This window comes from Micromonospora sp. WMMC264 (genome assembly GCF_027497275.1).
Classification (GTDB): Bacteria; Actinomycetota; Actinomycetes; order Mycobacteriales; family Micromonosporaceae; genus Micromonospora; species Micromonospora chalcea.
This window is the reverse complement of the sequence record NZ_CP114907.1, coordinates 1,257,824-1,276,605: the sequence shown is the minus strand read 5'-3', so window position 1 is coordinate 1,276,605 and position 18,782 is coordinate 1,257,824. Positions and strand designations below refer to the sequence as shown.

Here is an 18,782-nt window from a genome sequence, read left to right as displayed (position 1 = left end):
CTCACGTGAGCAGCCCGGCGCGCTCCGGTCCGGGTCAGTGGACGAGGGCCGCCGGGCAGTGCGCCAGCAACTCCGCCGGGGCGTGCACGACCAGGTCGGGGCCGGCCGCGAGCAGCGCGGCGATGTCCCCGCCGTGCCACGTCGTGGCGACGGCCGTCGCCCCGGCGTCCCGGCCGCTGAGCAGGTCGATCACCGCGTCGCCCACCATCATGGCCTCGTGCGGCGGCACGTCGAGGTTGCCCAGTGCCTGGAGCACGATGTCCGGGGCAGGCTTGGGACGGGCCACCTCGTCGGAACCGATCACCTGGCCGAAGAGGCCCAGCACGCCGAGTTGGTCGAGCAGGGAGCGGGCCCTCGGGCCGGCCTTGCCGGTGGCGATCCCCATCCGGATGCCACGCGAGTGCAGGGTCTCCAGGGTCTCCCGGACGCCGGGGAAGAGCGGCACGAGGTGGGCCATCCGGTAGCTCTCGCGGACGAACGGCCCCTCCATCTCCAGGGGCAGCCCCATCAGGCGCATGATGTCCGGGAAGTACCGGCCCATGTGCCGGTTGTACTCCTCGAACGGTGCCGGCCCGTCGCCCACCACCTCGGCGTACGCGATGCTGAACGCCTCACGCATGACGGCCGAACTGTCGACGATGACGCCGTCGAGGTCGAACACGACCGCGCGGATCGGGCCGCGCGCCGGCGACGGCGGGGTCACCTCGACTGTGGACGATGGACGGCTCATGGCTGCTCCCGGAAGGGGTTGGGGCCGACGGTGGTTCTCACCCGGCGCGATGGCCCACCAGTGCGTGCTGGCGCTCCGGCCGGGTGGGCCGGGCGCACTGGTAGATCCGTTCGATGATGTCGATGGTCCGGCGGGCCTCGGCGACGGCCGCGCCCCGGGCGGCCGGGTCGGCGAGCAGCCCGGGCAGGGCGTCGAGCTGGTGGTCGTACTCCGCGCCGATCGGCTCCCCGGGCAGCGGCAGCTGCGCGGTCCGGCCGTCGCGGGTACGCGTCAGCACCGGCGTGGGCTCCCGGTTGGGACTGAAGCCGAACGTGCAGCGCAGCGTCGCCGACCCCGCGGCGCCGTGCACGGTGACGGTGGTGCGGTCCAGCGACTCGTGCGAGGCCCAGCAGGCGTGCAGGGCGACGGAGGCGCCGGTGTCGGTGAGCAGGAACCCCCGGGCGGTGTCCTCGACGTCGCCGGGAACATGGCCTGCGGTGTCGGCCCCGCCGCGCCAGGCGGCGTGGGCGGCGCTGTCGTTGACGAAGTCGTCCGAGACGCTGCCGATCGCGTGAGTGACCCGGGCCGGGCCGAGCAGCGGCAGCACCGTGTCGAGCAGGTGCCAGCCGAGGTCCACCAGCGCGCCCCCGCCGGACTGGTCGCGGCGGGTGAACCAGCCGCCCGCGTCGGGCACCCCTCGGGCGCGAACCCAGGCCACATCGACGTGCCGGATCGGGCCCAGCCCACCGGTCACGTCGGCCAGCGCCCGGACGTCGGCCCGGTAACGGGCAGCGCTGCCGGCCAGCAGCACCGCGCCGCCGTCGCGCTCCGCGTCGGCCAGGATGCCCGCCTCGGCGGAGGTCAGGCAGACCGGCTTCTCCAGGAACACCGGTACGCCCCGGCGCAGCAGCCGGACGGCGACGACCGCGTGCAGGTGGTTCGGTACGGCGACCACCGCCAGGTCGACCGTTCCGGCGGGCAGGTCCTCGACGTCGGCGTACGCGGACGCGACGGCGTGCGTGTCGCGGGCCTGATCGCGCACCACGGGCTGCGGGTCGACCACGGCGGCCACCTCGAAGCCGGGGTGTGCGGCGAGCCGGGGCAGCCAGATCTCCCGCCCGGCCCAGCCGAGGCCGACCACCGCGACCCGCACCGGCCGGCCGGCCGCGGCCGGGGGCCGGGCCGTCATCCGGCGAGGATGTCGGCGAGCACGGCGGCGATCTCGTGCATCTGCTGCTCCGTGCCGAGCAGCGTGCGGTGGTGCAGCCAGAGGCAGTCGGAGTGGATCTGCTCGGTGTTGGGGCAGCGGGCCGCGATCTCCTCTACCGACTCGTCGGGCGCGCCGGCCTTCCAGAAGCCCTCGCACCGGTAGATCGCCCGGAACGCCACGAACGCCGGGACGCCCCGGGCGATGAGCGCGTCCACCACGGCACGGCGACGCTCGATGCCGATCCCGGGGATACGGAACATCGCCATGTAGTGCGGGTTGCGGTCGGTGCGGGGGTCGGTCGCCTGCGGCACGACGCCCGGGATCTCGGCGAGCAGGCTCGACAGCAGCGGCCAGCGCTGCTCGCGCAGCGCGATCTGCTCGTCGAGGCGGGTCAGCTGGGCGCGTAGCACAGCGGCGGTGAACTCGCTCATCCGGTAGTTCGAGCCGGTGGTGCTGTGCAGGTATTCGCGGTCGGTGCGGGGACGGCCGCAGCTGTGCACGAGGAATGCCCGCTCGCGCAGTTCCTCGTCGGGGAAGACGACCGCTCCGCCCTCGCCGGCGGTCATGAGCTTGCCGTTCTGGAAGCTGAAGGCGGCCACCGAGCCGAGCGCGCCGGCCCGCCGGCCGCGCCACTGCGCGCCCTGGGCGTGTGCCGCGTCCTGCAGCAGAGCCACCCCGGCGTCGGCGGCGAGCTTGTCGAGCGCGTCCATGTCGGCGAACTGCCCGGCCATGTGCACCGGCATGATCACCTTGGTACGGGGGGTGATCGCGGCCTCGACGGCGGCGGGGTCGACGCAGTAGGTGTCCAGGTCGACGTCGACCGGCACGGCGACCGCGCCGAGACGCTGCGCGGCCAGCGAGGACGAGATGAACGTGAACGCCGGGACGATCACCTCCGTACCGGGGCCGACGCCGAGCACCTCCAGCGCGACTTCCAGCGCGTGGGTGCCGTTGGTGACGGCAAGCGCGTGAGGGCTGCCGTGGTAGTCACCGAACTCCCGCTCGAAGGAGTCGACCTCACTGCCGCCCATCCGCCACCACTGACCCTGTTCGAGGGCGCGGATCAGTCCGGTTCGCTCCTCGTCGCCGTACTGCGGCCACTCGGGGAACTCGGACACCGTCGAGGGCTGACCACTCATGACTTCCCACTTCCCAACTCGGGCAGACCAGGGGCTTGGGCGGACCATCGGGCGGGACGACCCGAGACCGCCGGTGCGCGGGCCGGGCGCAGCGGAGCACCGGATGGCCGCGCGGTACGTGACGCCTCCGTCTGGAGCCGGCGGCGTCGCTTCAGCAGGGAGGACGGTAACCGACGCGGATACGCGGTCACCGCCCCTAACAGCCCCTAGCCACCCCTTAGTCCGCCGTGCGTCGGGCGCCGCCGGTTCGCCGGGAGCCGTCGGCGTAGTAAGACTGCGGTGACCAGTCATCAGGCTCTGCGGGACCAGGGCCGTGCCCCACGAGGTGAAGCGTGTCGGACGTGCTGCTGCTGAACGGCCCGAACCTGGGCATTCTCGGCCGGCGGGAACCGGAGATCTACGGCACCGACACCCTGGACGACATCGAACGCGCCGTCGGCGAGGAGGTCGCCGCCCGGGGCTGGGGTGTGGTCGCCGAGCAGCACGACTGCGAGGGTGCGCTGATCCGTACGATCCAGAACAGCTACGACACGGTGGGCGCGATCGTCAACCCGGGCGCCCTGATGATCGCGGGCTGGAGCCTGCGCGACGCGCTGGCCAACTACCCCCGGCCCTTCGTCGAGGTGCATCTGTCCAACGTGTGGGCGCGGGAGAGCTTCCGGCACGACTCGGTGATCGCCCCGCTGGCCAGCGGGGTGATCGTCGGGCTCGGAGCGCTGGGCTACCGGCTGGCCGCGCGCGCCCTCACCGCGACCGTCCGATGACGACCGGGCACCCCGCCGTCCGGTGCCGTGGGCGCCGGCGTGCCGGCGGTACGGTCGTCCGCACGTCCCGACTCTTCCCGAAGGACCTCACGTGGAGATTCCCGTCCTCGTCCTGACCCTCGTCCTCGCGGCCGTGTTCGCGGGCACCGCCGTGCCGAAGCTCACCGGGCAGGCACAGATGCGCGAGCGGATGGACCACCTCGGCGTCTCGCCGGGGCTGACCCGCGTGCTGGGGGTGCTGGAACTCGCCGCGGTCGCCGGGCTGCTGCTCGGCCTGCTCTGGCCGCCCCTGGGCATCGCGGCGGCGATCGGTCTCGCCCTGCAGATGACGGGCGCGGTCGTCTACCACGCCCGGGCGAAGGACCCGGCCGCGACGATCCTGACGCCGGTGATCTTTGCCGTCGCCGCCCTGGCGCTCGTCTACCTGCACGTGCGGCTGGGCTGAGGCCGGCCGTGTCCGGTCCGCAGCGCCACGGCGGCGTCCTCGGCATCGACGTCGGCGGCACCAAGGTCGCGTTGCACGCGGAGGCACCCGGGCGGCCGGCGTACGACCGGACCTTCCGCTGGCCCCGGGGGGCCGCCGACCCGGCCGACGACCTGACGGTGCTGGCCGTCGAGGTGGACCGGCTGCTCGACCGGTGGGGGCCGGTGGACGCGGTCGGGGTGGCCATGCCGGCGACCACTGACACCGGGGGCATCGTCACCACCTGGCCTGGGCGCCCCGGCTGGGCGGGCCTCGACCTCACCGGCGCGCTGCGCCGCCTCTTTCCCGACGCGGCGACCGCCGTCGCCGACGACGGTGATCTCGCCGCCCTGGCCGAGGCGCGCTGCGCCGGCGCGGACGACGTGGTCTACCTGGGCGTCGGCACCGGGATCGGCGGCGGCGTCGTGCTGGCCGGCCGGCCGGTGCCGGGCCGGTCCTCCGCCGAGATCGGCCACATGGTCGTCGCCCTCGACGGTGAGCGCTGCGACTGCGACCGGCACGGCTGCCTCCAGTCCGTCGCGTCCGGCCCCGCCACCCTGCGCCGCGCCGCCGCCCGCCGGGGCGGCGAGGTGGGCTTCGACGACCTACGGGCCGGACTCGACGGGCGCGAGCCCTGGGCGGTGGCTGCGGTCGAGGAGAGCTGCCGGGCGCTGGCGGCGGCGGTGGTGAGCCTCGGCGAGATCCTCGATCCGGCGTTGGCGATCGTGGGCGGCGGGTTCGCCGCCGGCCTGCCCGGCTTCGTGCCGCTCGTCGCGCAACGGGCACGTCGCGCCGGCCGGTCCGGGCGCCCGGCGCCACCGGTGCGTCCCGCCGCCCTCGGCGGGCTGTCGTCCCTGCACGGCGCGGTGGAGCTGGCTCGTGACCTGACCGGCACGTCGGCTCCCGCGCGCCCCGTCCCCATCGCCTAGAGGAGAGCAGCATGGTCAGGATCGGTGTCATCGTCGGCAGCACGCGACCCGGCCGCAAGGCCGACGCCGTGGCCCGCTGGGTGCGCGACGTCGCCGCCAAGCGGGGCGACGCCACTGTCGAACTGGTCGACATCGCCGACTACGCCCTGCCACACTTCGACGAGGTGCTGCCGCCGTCGATGGCGCCGTCGCGACGCCCGGCCGTACGCCGCTGGGCGGCGACCGTGGCCGGGTTCGACGGCTTCGTCTTCGTCACGCCGGAGTACAACCACTCCATCCCGGGCGCGCTGAAGGATTCCCTCGACTTCCTCTACCAGGAGTGGCAGCACGCCGCCGCCGGCCTCGTCAGCTACGGCGTGCACGGCGGCACCCGGGCGGCGGAGCACCTGCGGCTGGTGCTCGGGCAGCTCGGCGTCGCCGACGTCCGCTCCCAGGTCGCGCTCTCTCTGACGACCGACTTCGTCAACTTCCGCGACTTCCGGCCGGCCGCGCACCACGAGCAGGCCCTCGGCACCATGCTCGACGAGGTGGTCGCCTGGGCCGGCACACTGCGGACGCTGCGCCGGGCCTGACGCCGCTGCGGCTGCGCGTCGGCGACCGGGGTCGGGCACCGGCATCGACCCGCTGGCACGGCACGGCGGGAAACGAGTTCGCGCCGGCCACGGCGGAGGACGAAGGGACACCCTGGAGGGACGCCCGCCGTCGTAGGCCGGGCCGGCCCGCGCAGTGCGGCGACCGCCACCGCGAGACCACCGGCGGCGGTGGCCTCCACCCATGATCGGCTGTCCTCTGTCGTCGCTGCGGCATGACACGATGGCCGTGCCCTGCGCCGCCGGTGGCCGGGCACGACACTGATGGAGTCGGGATGTCAGAACTGGCCGGCACGCCGGTGCCAGGATTGGCGAAGCTGTGGACGCACGACCCGGTCACCGCCGGCCGGTATCGGCTGCTCGGCCGGCTGGGCGCGGGTGGGCAGGGGGTCGTCTACCTCGGTGAGGACGACGCTGGTGACCGCGTCGCGGTCAAGATGGTCAACGTCGATCTGACTGATCCACGGGCGCGGTCGCAGTTCGTGAAGGAGATCGCCGCCGCGCGCCGGGTCGCTCCGTTCTGCACCGCGCAGGTGCTCTTCGCCGAGGTCGACGGCGAGCGTCCCTACGTGGTCAGTGAGTTCATCGAAGGCCCGACCCTGCACCGGCACGTCCGCGAACGCGGCCCGGTGACCGGTAACGCCCTGCACCGGCTCGCGGTCGGCACTGTCACCGCGCTCGCCGCGATCCACAGTGCCGGCGTGGTGCACTGCGATCTGAAGCCGGACAACGTGGTGCTGGGCAGGGACGGCCCTAGGGTGATCGACTTCGGCATCGCTCGCGCGCTGGGCGTGACCGAGACGGCGTCCAGCCGGGTCATGGGGACCACCGCGTACATGGCACCCGAGCGGTTCCGCAACGACGCGGTCGGTCCGCCCTGCGACGTCTTCGCCTGGGCGGCCACGATCGCGTTCGCTGCCGGTGGCCGGCCACCCTTCGGCGATGATTCGCTCTTCGCCGTGATGCACCGGGTGCTGCACGATCCGCCCGACCTGCCGGCGTTGCCTCCGGTGCTGGACGAGCTGATCCGGGAGTGCCTGGCGAAGGATCCGGCGGATCGGCCGGGTGCCGAGCAGGTGCTGGTGCGGCTGCTGCGGCAGGACGCCACGGCCACCGTGCCGCTACGTCGGGAGAGCCTGCTCGAGGTCGGCAACGAGACCGCGGGCACGCCGACGCCGAACCATCCCCTTCCCCGGATCACGCCGACGGCACCGCAGCCGCGCCCGACGCAGCCACAGCCACAGCCGACGGTGCCGACCCAGGCCCGGCCGACGCAGCCGGCACACCCACGGATGACGACCCAGCCGGCGTACCTGCCGGCGACGGAGCCCGGCGTCGGCGCCGGGTCCGGCGGCGCGTTGCGGCGACTGCGTCGTGAGGCCCTCGACGCCTGGGGCATCTCGACAGCGCTCTTCCTCGGCTCGGCCGGCGCCGCCGCCGGCTACGTCGCGTCGAGCGCGATCGGCCCGGCCGCCGCAGTCGGGGCGGTCGCCTTCGTCGTGGTCTACCTGGTCCGGCTGCTGGTCGCTACGGCGGTCGGGGGACGGTCCGACCGCCCGTGACGCCGCGGCAGGGGTCCGGGTCGCCGGCTGGCGCCGGATCGATAGGTTGACGGCCACCAGCCGCCCGCCGAGGAGGACGCCCCGATGACCCCATCCGTTACCCGCACGCGGCAGTGGTTGCCCTACACCGCCGCCGTCACCGCCGGGCTGGTGGTCATCGCCGGGGCGTTCGTGTTCGTCCAGCAGCGTGATGCGGGCAGCGAGGTACCCCGCACCGACTGCGCCACCACCCTCCAGGTCAACTCGTCGACGGAGAAGGCGGCGCTGCTGGTCGACCTGGCCGAGCGCTACAACCGCAGCAGCCGGTCGATCGACGGCGGCGGCTGCGCCCAGGTGCACGTCAGCGCGCTCAACTCGGGCCAGGCCGCCGAGGCACTGGCCACCGGCTGGACCCCCACCGGCCTGCCGCGACCACAGGTCTGGCTGCCGACGTCGAGCCTGTGGACCGGCCAGCTCCGGCTGCTCGACCAAGCCGCCGGGCGAGCACCGCAGACCCCGGACCGCTACCCGTCGATCGCCAACAGCCCACTGGTGATCGCGATGCCGCAGCCCAAGGCCGAACTGATACGCCGGCGCGGGCCGCTGGGCTGGGGGGAGATCCTGGGCCTGTCCGGGCGGGACGGGTGGGCGGGCTTCGGCAAGCCGGAGTGGGGCCGCTTCACCTTCGGCAAGGACAACCCCAACCTGTCCACCTCCGGGCTGGCGGCGACCATCGCCACCTACTACGCGGCGGTGCAACGGTCCAGCGACCTGACCCGGTCCGACCTTGCCGACCCCGCGGTCACCCAGTTCGTCCGCCGGATCGAGGCCAATGTGTCGCACTACAGCGACGATTCGGTGGACCTGCTGCGCAGCCTCGCCGAGGCGGACCTGGCGGGCGGCGCGGGCAGTACGGACGACATGAGCGCCATCGTCCTCCAGGAGGAACTCGTGGACCTCTACAACACGGGTGCGCTGAGCCCTCGGCAGGACGGGCAGGAGCGGGGCCGCAGGCCGAACGTCCCGCTGGTCGCCGTCCACCCCAAGGAGGGCACGTTCAACCTGGACCACCCGTTCGTGGTGCTGCCCTCCGCCGACGAGCGGCAGCGGGCGGCGGCGACCGACTTCCTGGCCTTCCTGACCGAGGACGCCCAGCAGGAGAGCTTCGCCCGCCTCGGCTTCCGGGACCACGAGCGCCGAGCCTCGGCGGAGCTGCTCGCCAACGTCGGCGCCGAGCCCACCGGTGGGCTGAGCTACTTCGAGCCCCCGGACCCGCAGGTGGTCGGCGCGATGCTGGACGGCTGGCGGACGCTCCGCAAGAAGGCCAACATCCTGATAGCCCTGGACACGTCCGGGTCCATGCAGGCGATGGTCGGCACCCGCACCCGCTTCCAGGTCGCCTCAGCAGCGGCGGGCAAGGGCCTCGCGCTGCTCAACACCGAGGACCGGGTGGGTCTCTGGTCGTTCTCCTCGGAGACCCGGAAGCGGCCGAAGAGCCCCTACCGGGAGGAGATCCCTCTCGGCGAGTTCGACCAGAAGCGGATCAACAGCAAGATCGCCGGCCTGCACGTCGACGGCGGCACCGCGCTCTACGCGACGGTCCGGGCCGCACACCGAGAGCTGCTCGACCGGTACGACCCGCAGCGGATCAACGCGATCGTCGTGCTGACCGACGGCAAGAACGAGTACCGGCAGGACAACGACCTGGCCGGCCTGCTCGCCGAGGTCGCCCTCGACCCGCGGCGTCCGGTGAAGGTGTTCTGCATCGCCTTCGACCGGGAGTCGGACTTCGCCACCCTGGACCGGATCGCCAAGGCATCATCGGGCAAGGCCTTCGACGCGACCGATCCCGCCAAGATCGACGAAGCGTTCGTGAAGCTGGTCAGCAGCTTCTGACGCCGTCGCGCGCCGCTCGCCACGAGCCCGCGGCGCGACCGACGGTCTCCGCAGCCCCGCCGGTGAACAGCGCCGGCCGGAGTAGGGAGCACCCCGACACCGGTCCGGTCCGCCGACGCCCTAACCTCGGCGTACAACGAGTGCCGGGCCTCCGGGATGACCAGCAGGTCGCCCTCCCCACCGGTCCACGACTGATCCGGCGCGACCAGCCGAACCCGCCCCCGCAGTACCTGGAGCGTCGCCTCACCGGTCAGGCTCCCGGTGCGACGACCAACCGCTCCGCGGCGACCTGCGCCGCGTCGGTGCGTACGACGCCGGCGAACTCGCGGGCGCGGGCGGCCACCTCCGGCCGCAGCGCGGCGCCCAGAGCCTCGGTCAGTGACTCGACGGTCGGCACGGAGCCGGGGTGTGCGGTGCCGATGCCGAGCGCGGGCACCCGGCGCGCGAAGTAGTGCTGGTCGTACACCTGCGGTACGACGACCTGCGGCGTCCCGGCCCGCGCGGCCGTGGTCGTGGTGCCCGCGCCGCCATGGTGGACCACCACGGCCACCTCCCGGAACAGGTCCTGCTGGTTCACTTCGCCGACCACCAGGCAGTCGGGGGACCGGTCGACCGGCGAGAGCGGCGCCCAGCCCCGGGAGGCGACCAGCCGGCAACCGACCGCGCGCACGGCCCGCACGGCCGTCTCCAGCAGACCCGGGGGTGCGGCGACGCTGCCGAATCCGACGTAGACGCACGGCCCGCCGGCGTCCAGGAAGGCCGTCAGCTCGGCGGGCAGGGCCCGCTTGTCGGGCAGGAGCCAGGCGCCCGGTTGGTAGACGGCCGGATCGGCGACGTCCGGCCAGGGTGCCAAGGCCGGGTCGGCGGCCAGCCACGGCCGGTCGGTGTGGATGTGGTCGCTGACGTCGTCGACCGTGCCCAACCCCACCGCCGACCGCAGCGCGTTGAGGGGCGCGGCGAAGGTGTCGTTGACGTGCCGCAGGTTGGCGGCCCACAGGTCGCTGTTGTCGGCCGACGCGGGCGCCGGGACCTCCCCGAGCACCGGCAGCGGCAGCGGGGGGTGGTGGGGTGAGGGAAGGGCCGCCGGGCAGAGCGCCGCGAAGACGTACGGGATGCCGCGCTTCTCCGCCACGGTGCGGGCGGCGATCTGGAGGCCCGTCGACGCGACGAGGACGTCACAGTCCCGGGCTGCGGCCGACAGCACCTCGAACTGGATGCCGATGGAGGACTCGGCGAACTTGCGTACCTGCGCGGGCGAGGGTTTTGGCACGGCGGCCCGCGACCTGGGCGCCGCCGACCTGCGCCAGGGCGGGCCGACGGGCACGAAGGGAATCCTGAAGCTGGCCACCCAGCGGGCGAAGTCGGGCGGGGCGCAGAGGCGGGCCTGATGGCCGAGGGCCGTCAACCGCGACGCGAGCGCCACCAGTGGTTGGACATCGCCACGCGACCCGAGAGTCGACAGCAGTACGCGCACAATACTCGCCTTTCCGTCTTTTACGCCGGATCCGGGCACGGTTGGGCCAGGCCCGACAGCGTTGTCGGGCCTGGCCGCACCGTCGATCTGCTATCCCCGCGTCGTGGAGCGCCCCGGCACCAGGGCAGCGGGTCGCGCCCTGGCGGCGGTCTGAGCGGGTACCCGGCGCGCGGCGCCGGGCGCGGGTCGGAGGGGCCGCAGGATAAGTACGTGGCCGAGCCCCTCGACCGCGCGCAGCTCGGCCGTGCAGGCCGCGGCCTGCGCCTGGCGCAGGTAGTCCAGCGTCTGCGGGTCGGCGGCGCACATCCCCGGCGTCGAGTCGGCGGTGGCGACCAGGTGGACCTCGCCGGCCAGCAGCAGCGAGGCCGAGATGAACTGGCAGAGCTCCGGCCACAGCAGGTACCGCCAGAAGTCCACGCTGATCACCGCGTCCAGGCTGCCCGGCGGCATGGGCGGGGCGACGCCGAGCAGGTGGAAGTTGGTCCGCCCGATGGGTGCGGCATAGTCGAAGGTCAACGCCGAGGCGGGCAACCCGGAATCGGCACGGCCGGTGCCGATCCAGAGCGTGCGGTGCCCCCGCACCTGGCCGGCGAGGCGCGCGGCGGCGGGCCCGATGGCGCAGGCCGACCGCTCGACGCACTCGTCGATGAGCGCGCGATAGTGCAGGATCCGCCGGATCGCCTCGTACCCCATGACGGCGGTGAGGAACTCCCACTCCAGGCACGGATAGAGCCGGGCCGCCTGCTGGAAGTTGGCCTTCATCTCCATCCAGTTGCGGGTGATGTTCTTGTGGTGCGGCAGGTGGACGACCCGGGCGTCGTCGTCGTAGCCGAAGTTGACGCCGCCGGGGAGGCTTCGGTCGACGCGGTAGAACAACTCGACGTCCTCCACGCCGTAGCTCAGACCGAACGCCTCGCGGTAGCCACCGACCTGCGCGAAGTGCGCGCTGGACAGCGAGATGTTGTGCGTGTAGGCGATGACCCAGCCGGCCCGGAGCCACTCGCCCCCGTCGTCGGGAAGCCCCGTGGCGAACCGCAGGTCGCCGCCGTGCGGGAAGGCGCGTGCGACCGCGTGCGGCTCGCCGGCCAGCACTGCCGGCAGGTCAGCGAGGCCGATCTCGTCCCGCCGGCCGATCAGCACCGCCGCGTTGCCGGGCACGCTGTGCCAGGCCAGGTGCCGCTCCAGCAGGTCGGGCACCGCCCACGAGTCGGCGTCGAGGAAGACCAGCAGAGGTGCGCAGGAACGGCGCGCCCCCTCGTTGCGGGCGACGGAGCGGCCCTTGCGCTCGGCGAGTTCCAGCACGCGCAGGCGGAGACCGGCGCCCTCGGCGAGCGCCTCGGCGTACCCGTCGGACGAGCCACCGTCCCGGACCACGATCACCTCGAAGCGTTCCGGCGGCAGCGTCTGCCGGGTCAGCGCCCTGAGGGTCAGCGCGAGGCACTGCGGATCCTGGTAGGTCGGCATCACCACGCTCAGCGCCGGAGGGTTGGTGGGCAGCGACATGGCGATCCTCTCCGTCAGACGATCTTGCCGTCAGAGGGCGGCGACACCGTCAGACGATAACGCTCCGCGACGACATCACTACGCATCAATAGGGGTCTATAGGGGTGCACTGTCCCGACACGACAGTCGCCGCCCGACCGGAACCCACCCACGCGCAGGAGCAGCAGCCGCGACAGGAAGCAGCGGGTTAGATCAGCCCGATTCGGCTGGCGAACTCACGTACGCCTGGCAGGTTGCGGCTGTCGCGGCCGACTGGACGTGTTCGATGAAGTTGGTTCGGGATTCGCGTACCAGTTCGCTGGCATGCTGACGGCCCGGCGCTGGGCCGGGTTCCTCCGTGCTGCTGGTCGGGGCGTGGGGTTGCTGGGTCAGCCGGCGGGTCGCGGCAGTGCGGCGAGGCGGTTGAATGCGCAGGCCCCGCCGACCTGGCCCCGGATCATTCGCGCCACCGCCGGCCGCGACCTCGCCCAGGCACGGGTGTGACGCTCAAGGCAGGCCCGGTTGCGGGGTCGGTGACAGCGACTCCGGCAGCAGCGACCGCGAGCAGCAGCACGATCCAGAGCGGAACGGCGCCGACGTCGCGCGGTTCGGGTCAGGTGGTGCCGCGGACGACGAGCGTCGTCGGCAACACGGTCGGCTTGGGCGGGTCGTCGCCGCCGTGCAGCATGGCGACCAGCGCCTCGGCGGCGGCCGTGCCGAAGCCGGGCTTGTTCTGGGCGACGGTGCTGAGCCCGGGCGGGATCAGCGCGGCCACCTCGATGTCGTCGAAGCCGACAATCGCAATGTCGTCGGGGATCCGTAGGCCGGCCGCCTGGGCCGCCCGCATCGCGCCGACAGCCATCTCGTCGCCGGCGACGAACACCGCGGTAGGGCGGTCGTCGAGGGCGAGCAGCCGGTTCATCGCGGCTTGACCGCCGTCGAGATAGAAGTCTCCCTCGATGACGTGGCTGTCGGCGAGCGGCAGGCCGGCCCCGGCCAGCGCGGCCCGGAAGCCGACGAGCCGTTCGGCTCCCGGCCAGGTTCGCAGCGGGCCGGTGATGGTGGCGATGCGCCGGTGGCCGCGTTCGACGAGGTGGCGCACGGCGAGCGCCGCGCCGCCGGCATTGTCCGAGGTGATGTAGGTCGACGTCGGGCCGTCGACCCGCAGGTCGAGAGCGACGCACGGTACCTGGGCTTCGACGAGGGCGAGCACGGCCGGGTCCCGGGTGCCGTTGTCGATGATGACCGCGCCGTCGAGGTTGTGCTGGCGGACGGCGCGCACGTATCGCTGCCCGTCGTCGGGCCCCGCCGCGTCGTGGCCGGCGAGCATGAGCAGGTTCAGCCCGTGCGCGCTGAGCGCCGTCTTGAGCGCGACGAGGATCTCCTGCAGGAACGGGTGGCGCCATCCAGGGCGGCGATGGTCGGTGTCCCATACCAGGCCCACCATGTTGGATTTCTTCGTGGCGAGCGTCCGGGCCGACCCGTTCGGCAGGTAGCCGATCTCGGCGGCCAGGTCGAGGATGCGCTGGCGGGTGTGCTGGCTGACGACCTCGGGGGTGTTGAAGACGCGGGACACGGTGGCGACGGACACGCCGGAGCGACGCGCCAACTCCCTGATAGTGGCCAATGTGGTGCCTTCTCTGTAACCGGTTTCACGACCGTAGCGCCAGCGATGTCCGTCGGTCAACCCGCATCGAACGTTATCGTTTCGTAACTTGACACCCCCTAGCCGAACCCGTTCACACTTCCCAGGAAAGGTGCTCGCCGGCGGTCACCCGCAACTCGGCCGGCATCCGATCTTCATCCAACTCCACCCACTCCCACCACCATCGCTTCGCCGACAATGTAACCGGTTTCAGGTAACCGGTTACATCGCACGAAAGGGTTCCCTGGCATGCACCCAAACCGACTGTTGCGACTGGCAGCGGCCACCCTGGCCGCCGGAGTACTGCTGACCGCGTGTGGCACCGGCACCGAGGGAGGCTCCGGCGACGGCAACGAAAAGATCACCCTGAACGTCAACCTGTTCGGCAACTTCGGGTACCAGGACCTGTACGCCGAGTACCAGAAGGCGCACCCGAACATCACGATCCAGGAGCGCACGGCCGCCTACAACGACCATCATCGCGACCTGATCACCCACCTGGCCACCGGCTCCGGCGCGGGCGACATCGAGGGCGTCGACACGGGCTTCATTGCACAGATGCGCGAGCGGGGCAACCTCTTCGTCGACCTGGGCAAGGACCGCCAGTCCGAGTACCTCGACTGGAAGTGGGCGGCGTCGCTGGCCAAGGACGGCAAGCAGATCGGGTACGGCACCGACGTCGGCGGCCTGGCCATCTGCTACCGGCGTGACCTGTTCGAGAAGGCCGGCATGCCGTTCGACCGCGACCAGGTGTCGGCCGCCTGGGGCAGCGGCTGGGACCAGTACATCGAGTTCGGCAAGCGGTACGCGGCGAAGGCCCCGGCCGGCAGCGCCTTCTTCGACGGCGGAGGCCAACTGTTCAACGCCATCATCGGCCAGGCCCCGGTCGGGTACTACAACGAGGACAACGCGATCGTCGTGGGCACCAGCCCCGATGTCCGCAAGGCCTGGGACCTGACGGTGAAGGCGATCCAGAGCAACCTGTCGGCCAAGCTGATCGGCAGCTCGCAGGAGTGGAACAACGGCTTCGCGAAGGACCAGTTCGCCACCATCGCGTGTCCGGCCTGGATGATGACCAAGATCAAGGACCAGGCGAAGCACGCCGCCGGCAAGTGGGACGTGGCGAGCGTCCCGGGCGGCGGCGGCAACTGGGGCGGCTCGTACCTCACCGTTCCCAAGCAGGGCAAGCACATCGAGGAGGCCAAGAAGCTCGCGGCGTGGCTGACCGCCCCGGAACAGCAGGCCAAGGTGTTCACCGCGCGGGGCAACCTGCCGTCCATCCCGGCTCTGTACGACAAGCCCGACATTGCCCAGTACAAGGACGCCTTCTTCAACAACGCACCGGTGGGCCAGCTCTTCACCACCGCGGCGAAGCAGCTCAAGCCCCAGTACCAGGGCCCGCGAGCCGGAGACGTGCAGACCACCATCCGCGACGCCCTCGTCCGCATCGAACAAGGCAAGCAGAGCTCCGACGAGTCCTGGAAGCAGATGGTCAGCGACGTCGAGCGCCTCGCCAAGTAACTCGACCCGCGCCGCCGGCGGTCGCCCCTGACCGCCGGCGGCGCCCGGCGACGAAGGATCGACGATGGCCACCTACCTCCACCAGGCCCGGCGGGCCGGCCTGAGCCGGCTCGACACCAAGGGCTCGCCCTACCTCTACATCCTGCCGTTCTTCCTGCTGTTCGGCGCGTTCGGGCTGTTCCCGCTGCTGTACACGGCGTACGTCTCGTTCAATGACTGGGACCTGCTCGACTCCGGGTCGCACCGCTGGGTCGGCCTCGCGAACTACCGCGAGATGCTGCAGGACGCGTACTTCTGGAACGCCCTGGGCAACACACTCAGCATCTGGGTGCTGTCCACCGTGCCGCAACTGCTCGCCGCGCTCTGGATCGCCCACCTGCTCAACCACCGGCTGCGTGCCCGCACCGCGCTACGGATGGGCGTGCTGCTGCCCAACGTCACCTCGATCGTGGCGGTGACGATCGTCTTCACCCAGCTTTTCGGCCGCGACTTCGGCATGGTCAACTGGGCGCTCGGCGCCGTCGGCATCGGCCCGATCGACTGGCAGGCCAACACCTGGAGCTCCCACCTGGCCATCTCGTTCATCGTCGCCTGGCGGTGGACCGGCTACAACGCCCTCATCTACCTCGCCTCGATGCAGGCGATTCCGCACCACCTGTACGAGGCCGCCGACCTCGACGGCGCGTCGCAGGCTCAGCAGTTCAGGCGGATCACCGTCCCGATGCTGCGGCCGACGATCATCTTCACCACGGTGATCTCGACGATCGGCGGCCTGCAGATCATGGCCGAACCCCTGCTGTTCGCCAGCTCCCAGACGCCCACCGGCGGCTCCGACCGGCAGTTCCAGACCGTCGCCCTGTTCATGTACGAGCAGGGGTTCCGGGAGTTCCGCTTCGGCTACGCCTCGGCGGTCGCCTGGACGCTCTGTCTGGTCATCGCCATCTTCGCGATCATCAACTTCCTGCTCACCCGGCGCATCGCCAAGGACGAGGACTGAGGAGAACGCCGTGACCACCCTCGCGGACCCCATTCAGACCGGCACCACACCCTCGCCGCCGCCACGCCGGTCCCACCGGCGCCGGAGCTTCGGGTACCCACGCAAGGGCTCGGTCTGGAGCTACGGCGCCCTGCTGGCGGTCGTGGCCGGGTCGGTCTTCCCGCTCTACTGGTCCATCGTCGTGTCCTCGCAGACCAGCGACGCCGTCACGAAGGTGCCGCCGGCCCTGGTGCCCGGCGGGCACCTCTTCGACAACATCGCGCGCGTGTTCGACACGACCGACTTCGGCCGAGCCCTGGTGAACTCCTTCATCGTCAGCGGCTCGATCACCGTCTCCGTGGTGTTCTTCTCGACCCTGGCCGGGTTCGCCTTCGCCAAACTGCGGTTCCGAGGCCGAAAGGCGCTTCTCGTCGTGGCCATCGCCACCTCGATGGTGCCGCACCAGCTCGGCATCATCCCGCTGTACATCCTGATGGCCGACCTCGGCTGGACCGGGCGCCTCACCGCCGTGATCGTGCCCGGGCTGGTAACCGCGTTCGGCGTCTTCTTCATGACCCAGTACCTCGGCCGCGCCGTGCCCGACGAACTGCTGGAGGCCGGCCGCGTCGACGGGTCCAGCACGTTCGGCCTGTACTGGCACATCGTCCTGCCGGCGGCCCGCCCCGCCGCGGCGGTGCTCGGGCTGTTCACCTTCATGCAGGCGTGGAACGACTTCTTCTGGCCGCTGGTCGTGCTGCAGGACAACGCGACCGTGCAGGTGGCGCTCTCCGCACTGGCCAGCGGCTACACCACCGACTACACCCTGACGCTGACCGGCACGTTGCTCGCCACGCTGCCGATCCTCGTCGTCTTCATGCTCCTCGGCCGGCATCTCGTCGACGGCATCATGCAGGGGGCGGTGAAGGGATGACCACCACATCCCAAGGCGCCGCCGCGGCCGCAACCCGGCCGGACCTGCCCGAGCTGCCGGACCTGCCGGCCGGCTTCATCTGGGGCGCGGCCACCGCGGCGTACCAGATCGAGGGGGCGGTCGACGAGGACGGCCGCGGGCCGTCGATCTGGGACACCTTCTGCCGCCGCCCCGGGGCCGTCGACGACGGCACCTCCGGCTCGGTCGCCTGTGACAGCTACCACCGCTGGCGGGAGGACGTGGACCTGCTGGCCGGCCTCGGCGTGGACGCCTACCGTTTCTCGGTCGCCTGGCCACGGGTCATGCCGGCCGGGCGGGGCGCGGTGAACCGGCGGGGCCTCGACTACTACGACCGGCTCGTCGACGCCCTGTGCGGGCACGGCATCCGGCCGTTCGTCACGCTGTACCACTGGGATCTGCCCCAGGCGCTCGAGGACGAGGGTGGCTGGCGGGTACGGGACACCGCCGAGTGGTTCGCCGAGTACGCCGCCGCGGTGGCGGGCGTCCTCGGCGACCGGGTCCAGGACTGGATCACGCTGAACGAGCCGTACTGCTCGTCGATGGTCGGCTACGCGGAGGGCCGGCACGCTCCCGGCACCGCCGAAGGACATGGTGCCCTGGCCGCCGCCCACCACCTGCTGCTCGGGCACGGCAGGGCGGTCGCCGCAGTCCGGTCCGCCGCCGGCCCGCGGTCGCGCGTCGGCATCACGCTCAACCTCTCCCCCGCCGTGCCGGCCAGCGATACCGAGGCCGACCGGGCGGCGGCGGATCGGCAGGACCTCATGCTCAACCGGCAGTTCACGGATCCGGTGCTGGGCGGCGCGTACCCGCCCGGGTTCGAGCGGCTCTACGCCGGGGTGAGCGATCTGTCGTTCCGCCGGGACGGTGACCTGGCGGTGATCTCCACGCCGCTGGACTTCCTCGGTGTCAACTACTACTACCGGGTGCACGTCGCCGACGCCCCGTACGAGCAGCCCGACCCGGCGCTGCGCAGCGCGTTCGACATCGGGGTCCGGCAGCTACGGCCGGACGGGTTGCCCACCACCGACCTGGGCTGGCCGGTGGAGCCGCAAGGGCTGTTCGACACCCTGACCGGGCTCGCGGACCGTTACCCGGGCCTGCCTGCCGTGTACGTGACGGAGAACGGCTGCGCCGACCTGCGGGACGGACCCGAGCCGGACCCGGAACGGATCTCGTTCGTGGCCGGGCACCTGGCGGCGGCGGCCCGTGCGGCCGCCGTCGACGACCGGCTCGATCTGCGGGGGTACTTCTACTGGTCGCTCATCGACAACTTCGAGTGGGCCCGCGGGTACGGGCCCCGCTTCGGTCTGGCCCACGTCGACTACGGCACCGGATCCCGTACGCCCAAGGCCAGCTACCACTGGCTGCGTGACCGCTTGCGGGCGTGGCGGGAACGCACCTCCGCCTGAAGCGCCGCCCGCGGCTCGTGGCGGCAACGGTATGCGCGGTCACCCGGCACCGAACCGCCCCGGTTTCGGTGGAGTCGGGCTC

General features: G+C 72.1%; 16 protein-coding genes. 10 read left to right on the top strand and 6 right to left on the bottom strand.

All coding sequences use genetic code 11. The features are described 5' to 3' along the window. Window positions 1-34 precede the first annotated feature (34 nt). Genes O7542_RS05965 through O7542_RS05955 form a run of 3 tightly spaced genes read right to left on the bottom strand, consistent with a single transcriptional unit; the run spans window position 35 to window position 3,058 of the window. Window positions 35-730, bottom strand: a complete 696-nt coding sequence (locus O7542_RS05965) for an HAD-IA family hydrolase (protein ID WP_064445417.1) — start codon at window positions 728-730, stop codon at window positions 35-37. 37 nt (window positions 731-767) lie between these two features. Further along, window positions 768-1,898, bottom strand: a complete 1,131-nt coding sequence (locus O7542_RS05960; RefSeq protein WP_166457300.1) for a Gfo/Idh/MocA family oxidoreductase — start codon at window positions 1,896-1,898, stop codon at window positions 768-770. Then, window positions 1,895-3,058 carry a DegT/DnrJ/EryC1/StrS family aminotransferase gene (locus tag O7542_RS05955; RefSeq protein ID WP_069088797.1) on the bottom strand — a complete coding sequence of 388 codons (1,164 nt, stop codon included), beginning with the start codon at window positions 3,056-3,058 and terminating at the stop codon, window positions 1,895-1,897. The genes O7542_RS05960 and O7542_RS05955 overlap by 4 nt, the downstream gene beginning before the upstream one ends. Before the next feature lie 332 nt (window positions 3,059-3,390). On the opposite strand from O7542_RS05955, the gene O7542_RS05950 reads away from it, so the two are divergent. The 6 genes from O7542_RS05950 (at window position 3,391) to O7542_RS05925 (ending at window position 9,241) form a co-directional block, all read left to right on the top strand. Then, entirely contained in the window at window positions 3,391-3,822 is a 432-nt protein-coding gene (locus tag O7542_RS05950; protein WP_030500472.1) for a type II 3-dehydroquinate dehydratase, read from the top strand. Between the two features lie 91 nt (window positions 3,823-3,913). Next, entirely contained in the window at window positions 3,914-4,267 is a 354-nt protein-coding gene (locus O7542_RS05945; RefSeq protein WP_030500471.1) for a DoxX family protein, read from the top strand. 8 nt (window positions 4,268-4,275) lie between these two features. Further along, window positions 4,276-5,214, top strand: a complete 939-nt coding sequence (locus O7542_RS05940) for an ROK family protein (RefSeq protein ID WP_281605811.1) — start codon at window positions 4,276-4,278, stop codon at window positions 5,212-5,214. 11 nt (window positions 5,215-5,225) lie between these two features. Continuing rightward, window positions 5,226-5,786, top strand: a complete 561-nt coding sequence (locus O7542_RS05935) for an NAD(P)H-dependent oxidoreductase (RefSeq protein ID WP_043329859.1) — start codon at window positions 5,226-5,228, stop codon at window positions 5,784-5,786. 293 nt (window positions 5,787-6,079) lie between these two features. Beyond that, on the top strand, window positions 6,080-7,366 hold the full coding sequence (locus O7542_RS05930; protein WP_166457301.1) for a serine/threonine-protein kinase: 1,287 nt from the start codon (window positions 6,080-6,082) through the stop codon (window positions 7,364-7,366). 84 nt (window positions 7,367-7,450) lie between these two features. Further along, window positions 7,451-9,241 carry a substrate-binding and VWA domain-containing protein gene (locus O7542_RS05925; protein WP_281605810.1) on the top strand — a complete coding sequence of 597 codons (1,791 nt, stop codon included), beginning with the start codon at window positions 7,451-7,453 and terminating at the stop codon, window positions 9,239-9,241. A 250-nt stretch (window positions 9,242-9,491) separates the two neighbouring features. Here the strand turns inward: O7542_RS05925 and O7542_RS05920 are convergent, their stop codons facing one another. The 3 genes from O7542_RS05920 to O7542_RS05910 form a co-directional block, all read right to left on the bottom strand. Next, window positions 9,492-10,715 carry a glycosyltransferase gene (locus O7542_RS05920; protein WP_043329855.1) on the bottom strand — a complete coding sequence of 408 codons (1,224 nt, stop codon included), beginning with the start codon at window positions 10,713-10,715 and terminating at the stop codon, window positions 9,492-9,494. A 90-nt stretch (window positions 10,716-10,805) separates the two neighbouring features. Further along, complete coding sequence (locus tag O7542_RS05915) at window positions 10,806-12,218, bottom strand: glycosyltransferase family 2 protein (RefSeq protein WP_187692835.1); 1,413 nt, start codon at window positions 12,216-12,218, stop codon at window positions 10,806-10,808. A gap of 592 nt (window positions 12,219-12,810) precedes the next feature. Continuing rightward, window positions 12,811-13,884 carry a LacI family DNA-binding transcriptional regulator gene (locus O7542_RS05910; RefSeq protein WP_281605809.1) on the bottom strand — a complete coding sequence of 358 codons (1,074 nt, stop codon included), beginning with the start codon at window positions 13,882-13,884 and terminating at the stop codon, window positions 12,811-12,813. A 207-nt stretch (window positions 13,885-14,091) separates the two neighbouring features. On the opposite strand from O7542_RS05910, the gene O7542_RS05905 reads away from it, so the two are divergent. The 4 genes from O7542_RS05905 to O7542_RS05890 all read left to right on the top strand — a co-directional run bounded on the left by O7542_RS05905 (window position 14,092) and on the right by O7542_RS05890 (window position 18,700). Further along, a complete protein-coding gene (locus O7542_RS05905; RefSeq protein WP_281605808.1) occupies window positions 14,092-15,363 on the top strand; it encodes an ABC transporter substrate-binding protein in 1,272 nt (423 codons plus the stop codon). A 64-nt stretch (window positions 15,364-15,427) separates the two neighbouring features. After that, the gene (locus O7542_RS05900) at window positions 15,428-16,360 is read left to right on the top strand and encodes a sugar ABC transporter permease (RefSeq protein ID WP_281605807.1); all 933 of its coding nucleotides are present in this window, start codon (window positions 15,428-15,430) and stop codon (window positions 16,358-16,360) included. 130 nt (window positions 16,361-16,490) lie between these two features. Further along, the gene (locus O7542_RS05895) at window positions 16,491-17,270 is read left to right on the top strand and encodes a carbohydrate ABC transporter permease (protein WP_197494872.1); all 780 of its coding nucleotides are present in this window, start codon (window positions 16,491-16,493) and stop codon (window positions 17,268-17,270) included. Further along, on the top strand, window positions 17,267-18,700 hold the full coding sequence (locus tag O7542_RS05890) for a GH1 family beta-glucosidase (protein ID WP_281605806.1): 1,434 nt from the start codon (window positions 17,267-17,269) through the stop codon (window positions 18,698-18,700). The genes O7542_RS05895 and O7542_RS05890 overlap by 4 nt, the downstream gene beginning before the upstream one ends. Window positions 18,701-18,782 lie beyond the last annotated feature (82 nt).